The following is a 6,355-nucleotide window of genomic DNA, read 5'->3' on the forward strand; positions in this document are numbered from 1 at the left end:
AAGCTGGGAAGTTCAATAGAACCGTTGTCTCCGGCAGCACCGTTTCCTTGACGTTTGATGAATTCTTCTCTCAAGATAGCCAGGATTTCAGGTGTTGCTGTTCCAGTATCTGGCAGTCCATATTTTATCTGCACTTGCCGCAACGCAGCTACCATCTGAGGCCCTAAAATCCCATCAAGCGGGCCGTTGTAAAATCCCAAAGTAGCCAAAAGATACTGGGTTTCTTCGGGTTCGTAAACCACTAAGGTAAATGTCGTGGCGCGGGTGGCAGCAGGAAGCCCACCGTCCTCGCCAGTAATGCCATAACTTTGCCAAATTTGATGAAGTTCCGCTTCTATTTCGTTAAGCGAAATATCTTTTGGCGCCTGAAGTGAGTAAATTGTAGAAGCTTGGGGAGCCATAGGAAGTTTTGGATTTTGGATTTTGGATTTTGAATTTTATCATTGGTCATTTGTCATTTGTCATTTGTTGTTACTAGTGACTAATGACCAATGACTAATGACTAATATTTAGAGTCTGCGCCAGCGACGGCCATCCTGGTTAATTAAGAATTCTGCTTCTGTTGGTTCCCAGGTTCCAGCTTCGTATTGGGGAATAGTATTTGCGTCGGCGGGTGCATCCCAAACAGAAAGGGCTGGGGTTACGACCTGCCAAGCGGCTTCTACTTCGTCCGCGCGGGTGAACAATGTTTGATCGCCCATCATACAATCAAGGAATAAGCGATCGTAGGCATCAGATGTTGCTTGGATGCCAAAGGAACCATAACTAAAGTCCATGTCAACGGAACGGGTACGGAATTCTGCCCCCGGCATTTTGACATCAAAACGCAGGGAAATACCTTCATTTGGCTGAATCCGCATCGTCAAAATATTGGCGTTTGTCTGTTGGGCAGCAGATTGGAACATCCGAGATGGAACTTCGCGGAAGTGAATGGCAATCTCACTGACTTTTTTCGGCATCCGCTTCCCGGTACGCAAGTAGAAAGGAACACCTTTCCAGCGCCAGTTATCTACCAAAAACTTCATGGCGACGTAGGTCGGTGTAGTGGAGTTGGGAGCAACGCCTGGTTCTGTCCGATACCCTGGCACTTCTTGGCCCTTCATCCAGCCAGCACTATACTGACCGCGTACTGCTGACCGCGACAGATTGTGAACATCAGCTAAACGAGTAGCTTGGAGTACCTTCACTTTTTCTGTGCGGATGCTGTCGGCATCCATTGCATTGGGTGCTTCCATCGCCGTTAGACAATAAAGTTGCATTAAGTGGTTTTGCAACATATCCCGTAGTGCGCCGGCGCTTTCATAGTAACCAGCCCGGTCTTCCACTCCCACGGTTTCTGCCACGGTAATTTGCACGTGGTCAACAAATTGACGATTCCACAACGGCTCAAAAATCGCATTGGCAAAGCGAAATACCAGCAAATTCTGGACTGTTTCTTTACCCAAGTAGTGGTCAATGCGGTATACTTGGTTTTCTTTACAAAATTTCTGTACCACTTGGTTAAGACTCTGGGCAGAAGCCAAGTCTCGACCAAAGGGCTTTTCAACTACTAGACGATGTTTGTAGGGATCTTCTAGCATCCCAGCGCTTCCTAGCTGCTTAATCGCTTCAGGAAAGAATGAAGGGGCAACCGAGAGGTAGAACATCCGATTCCCTCGTGTGCCCCGTTTTTCGTCTAATTCAGTCAATAAGTTTTTTAGTTTCTGGTAGCCTTCGGGGTTGTCTATATCTCCAGGGCTATAGAACAGACCTTGAGAGAAATCTTGCCAGAGTTCCCCTAAATCGACATCAGGATGTGCTTCTTCCATCCCCTTTTGCATTTGTTCGCGGAAGTACTCATGGCTCCATTCTCGACGTGCCACACCGACAATGGTCGTTTCTGGGGGAATACGCCGTTCTCGCCGCAATTTGTAAAGTGCTGGCACTAGTTTGCGCCAGGTGAGATCGCCAGAAGCGCCAAAAATGACTATAATCTGGGGTTCGGGCATCCCTTGTTGTTGCAGACCAACGCGCAAAGGATTTTCTAGCAGACTAACCATAACAATTTTGGATTTTGGGTTTTGGATTTTGGATTTTGGATTGGGGGAGAGGTAACAGGTGACAGGTGACAGGTGATAATCTGTACCCTGTAACCTGTACCCTATTCCCTTCTTCAATCCCCAGTCTCTACACTGGTGACAATACCTTGATCTTCTCTTCTAAAGAGTTCATCAAGGACTGGAAGGGCTGGATAAACTTGTCAATACCATCGACTAACAGTTCATCCATGACGTTATCAAGATCGATGTTGATGTCGGGATCTTTGAGGTTTTCGATCAGCGTGTAAGCATTATCTAAATCTGTTTCTAAGCGATCGCCTACGTTACAATGATCGGCACAAGCTTTAATGGTCGCTGGTGGTACGGTGTTGACGGTATCATGACCAATCAACTCTTCGATATACATCACGTCTCTGTAGTTGGGGTCTTTGGTGCTGGTGCTAGCCCAAAGTAGCCGTTGTACTGTGGCCCCTTTTGCTGCCAAATCTTGCCAACGCTCGCTTCTAATGATTTTCTTGTATTCTTGATACGCAATCTTAGCGTTAGCGATCGCTACTTTTCCTTTAACAGCTCTTAGCTTTGCTTCCACGGAAATATCATCAACGCCTTTTTTCAACTTAGCATCAATCTTGCCATCAATGTTGCTATCGATCCGGCTGAGGAAGAAGCTAGCGACTGAAGCAATTTTACTGATGTCCTTACCTTCAGCTACCCGTTTTTCTAAGCCCCGAATATAAGCCATTGCTGTGTTTACATAGCTTTCTACAGAAAACAGCAGCGTAATATTAACATTCATCCCTTCGGATATTACCTGTTCTACTGCTGGCAAACCAGGTTCTGTACCAGGAATTTTAATCATCAGATTCTCCCGACCAATTTCTTGGAAATAGCGTCGGGCTTCGGTTATGGTTGCTTCAGTATCATGGGCAATGGTTGGTGGGACTTCAATACTCACATAACCATCTAGTCTATTCGAGGCTTCATAAACAGGGCGTAGAATATCACAGGCATTACGGATATCTGCAAAAACTAGGGATTCGTAAATTTTGTCTATGGGTAAGTTAGCCCGAACTCCGGCTTCGATATCGGCATCATAAATAACGTTACCAGCGATCGCTTTTTCAAAGATAGCTGGGTTTGAGGTAATCCCAGATATACCTTGATTTTCAACCATGTCTTTGAGTTCACCTGATTGAATAATGTCACGGGTCAAATTATCCATCCAGATACTTTGACCGTATTGGTTAATTTCTAGTAGATGATTGGTAGACATAACTCTAATTTGTTTCACTCCTGTATAGTGATCTTTCTAAGTAAGTTGGCAAAACCCATCAAAATTTGATGCTTACTTTTGAATTGTGGCGTTGCCAATCACTTATCGCATCGGCCAGCTGAGATAATCCTTAATTGATCTTCAAAAAGCGCTATTTTGCATCCCCAATCCTAAATCACCATGATTAACGTTTAATTAATGGCAGATGAGAGTACAGCACAGCGTAAATAAATCACCCTTATAAAACCTTTAAAACCCTTACGTAACACTAACTACAAATTACGAATTACGAATTACGAATTGTCTTCTAGTGTCCGTTTTGAATAAAAGACTCCACCTTTGCGACATCCTCTTTGCTACCAATAATTAAAGGCGTGCGCTGATGCAGTTTTTTCGGGACTACATCCAAGATATTTACCAGTCCTGTAGTAGCACGACCGCCTGCTTGCTCAATCAAAAAGGCGAGAGGAGCCGTTTCATAAAGCAAGCGTAATTTTCCTTCTGGATTTTGAATTGTGCCTGGGTAGAGAAACACGCCGCCTTGAACCAAAATTCTATGGATGTCGCTCACCATTGCGCCGCTATAACGAGCGCTGTAGCCTTCTGTGCGATGAACGTAGCGAATGTATTCTCGAATCGATTCTTCCCACTGCCAGAAGTTACCTTCGTTCACGCTGTAAACAGACCCGTGGTTAGGAATGCGGATATTTTCTTCTGTGAGAATAAACTCTCCTAAGCTGGGATCGAGAACAAAGGAATGAACGCCCTTACCTATAGTATAAACCAGCATCGTGCAGGGCCCATACAGGATGTATCCGGCAGCGAGTTGCTTACGTCCGTTGGCGAGTAGGTCAGTTGCCTTACCATCGCTATCAGTTCCTTCTTGTTGGCGAATGGCGAAAATGGAACCTAAGCTGAGATTATTATCAGTGTTGGATGAGCCATCAATTGGGTCATACAGCAAGGTATAGCGACCAATGGGGCAATTTTCCGGGATGTAGTAGGGATTTTCCATTTCCTCAGACGCGAGGCGACAGACTAAGCCGCTTTGCTTAAACACTGAGATAAATACATCATTTGCGTAGACATCCATCTTTTTGACGGATTCGCCTTGGACATTAACTTCCCCAGTAAATCCGAGAACGCCTTCCATTAAACCGGCGCGACTCATACGACGAGCCACCAGTTTTCCGGCCAGGGCGATGCGATTCATCAGCGCACTCAAATCCTGTGCATCTGGCGAAAAACTCTGAAGTTGTTGGAGGACGTGACGGGATAAGGTTGTACAGTCACGATCTAAGGCTCTGTCTGTAGCATCGTAAGCAGATAAGTCTAAAGATTCCGGCGCTTTAGTCATTTTTATGTTCTCCGCAGCCACTAGCTGTTAATTGGGTTTTAGTCATCTATAGCAACTTATAGTTGCTGCTTCTATCTTAGAAAGGTAATTTGATAACTTAGATGCGACTTTAGATAAACTAAAGAAATGAATCTTCAGTTACCCCTGCACCGAGAACCTAGCTACTTCGACTTAACACGACTTTCTCAAGGTGGCGCGTGTGCCTACACATCCTATCAACAAACAAAATCCCCACATTTGCGGCAGGGATTATAGATTTACTCTGAAACATTAATACGAAACTAGTATCAGATTTGCCCAAGGCAAGCAATCTGCCTTGTTAACTAAGTACAGCTTTGCGTAAAAGCGTAGCGTTTTTAATGTAAATGTAAGCCAACGCATTAACAAGGCGGCCGACGCATTAACAATGCAAGCCTATGTATTAACAAGGCGGCCGACGCATTAACAATACAAGCCCATGCATTAACAAGGCGGCCGACGCATTAACAATACAAGCCCATGCATTAACAAGGCGGCCGACGCATTAACAATGCAAGCCCATGCATTAACATTGTCGTGTATTGGCAATTTAATTCAGTACGAATTAATGAAATGCTGTACTAAGATACTTTTGGTTGCTGCCAGAGGATGAGTTTCAATTCAGAGCAGTAGTAAGCCTCATCACTGATTTGGTGTTCGTGGTCAGCTATCCAATCATAAATTTGTGTTGCTTTTGCTAATGCCACTTTTTCTGAACGATAAAGCTGAGGAGTAGGGCAGTAGGCTTGGCCATTGATGTGTATAGCAGCAATCTGCCAATAATCGCTCTCTGGTACAACTTCTAAAAACCCGTTACTGTAAGACTGGATTATTCCTATATTCATCTACAACCATCAAACTTTTTAACATTGGCCACAACAAAGCAGATACCAGCCAATTCTTCCGAGTCAAAGCTGGAATCACCAGGGAATGCAGTTGCAACCCCTGTTAATGATTTTGGGTTCGTAGTCAATGGAAATCTGAATTATTGGTCACTTTTTTGGCTTGATTCCGTTATTGGCACGAATAATGGCACAAGGGACTTGTCGGTGCGGCTACATTGGGATTGCTCAAACTCAGAGTATGGCTGGATAGATGATAATCTGTAGAGCAAACAGGCAACTCGCAGTACTCACCCGAAATAACCGCACAAAAGGAGTAAATTTATTATGTCCCGTCTGCTAACAGCGTTCCGGCAGCGATTCTTGCGGAGTATCGCTTTTGCAATACTCTTAACTTTAATTAGTAGTTTAATACTTCCTGGGGCTACTTGGGCTGCTTCTAGCTTGGGAGTTGATAATGGTCATCTTAGTTCTTGTCCGGCTTCAGACAACTGTGTTGTTAGTCAAAACGCAGATGAAAAACACGCCATCGACCCGATTCCTTATCATGTAGACCGCAATGCAGCTAGAGAAATCTTACTAAAAGTTATCGGTGTTGTTCCCCGTACAGAAATTGTAGAACAAACAGATAATTACATCCATGCTCTTTCTAAAAGCCGTATCTTCAAATTTGTTGATGATGTAGAATTTTATTTACCTCCTAATGAGTCAGTAATTCATCTGCGATCGGCATCTCGCGTGGGAGAGTCGGATCTCGGTGTCAACCGCAGACGAGTCGAGCAAATTCGTCTGGCTCTACGCGATTTAAACATTTGATTTTGTCGCT

General features: G+C 44.4%; 6 protein-coding genes. 1 reads left to right on the top strand and 5 read right to left on the bottom strand.

The genetic code is table 11. The features are described 5' to 3' along the window. The 5 genes from IQ229_RS08970 to IQ229_RS08990 form a co-directional block, all read right to left on the bottom strand. Positions 1–401: peptidoglycan-binding domain-containing protein (locus IQ229_RS08970; RefSeq protein ID WP_194043020.1), on the bottom strand; the 401-nt coding region annotated here is incomplete at its 3' end. A gap of 108 nt (positions 402–509) precedes the next feature. Further along, positions 510–2,039, bottom strand: coding sequence for a glucose-6-phosphate dehydrogenase (gene zwf, locus IQ229_RS08975; protein ID WP_194043022.1), 1,530 nt, complete (start codon positions 2,037–2,039; stop codon positions 510–512). Positions 2,040–2,166: 127 nt separating this feature from the next. Beyond that, complete coding sequence (gene tal / locus IQ229_RS08980; protein WP_194043024.1) at positions 2,167–3,312, bottom strand: transaldolase; 1,146 nt, start codon at positions 3,310–3,312, stop codon at positions 2,167–2,169. A 307-nt stretch (positions 3,313–3,619) separates the two neighbouring features. After that, positions 3,620–4,669, bottom strand: a complete 1,050-nt coding sequence (fbp, locus tag IQ229_RS08985; protein WP_194043026.1) for a class 1 fructose-bisphosphatase — start codon at positions 4,667–4,669, stop codon at positions 3,620–3,622. 599 nt (positions 4,670–5,268) lie between these two features. Then, entirely contained in the window at positions 5,269–5,532 is a 264-nt protein-coding gene (locus tag IQ229_RS08990) for a hypothetical protein (RefSeq protein ID WP_194043027.1), read from the bottom strand. 324 nt (positions 5,533–5,856) lie between these two features. On the opposite strand from IQ229_RS08990, the gene IQ229_RS08995 reads away from it, so the two are divergent. Next, positions 5,857–6,345: a DUF1499 domain-containing protein gene (locus tag IQ229_RS08995; RefSeq protein ID WP_194043028.1), complete on the top strand. Its 489-nt coding sequence runs from the start codon at positions 5,857–5,859 to the stop codon at positions 6,343–6,345. The last annotated feature ends 10 nt before the right edge of the window (positions 6,346–6,355 follow it).

This window comes from Nostoc cf. edaphicum LEGE 07299, assembly GCF_015207245.1.
Classification (GTDB): Bacteria; Cyanobacteriota; Cyanobacteriia; order Cyanobacteriales; family Nostocaceae; genus Nostoc; species Nostoc edaphicum_B.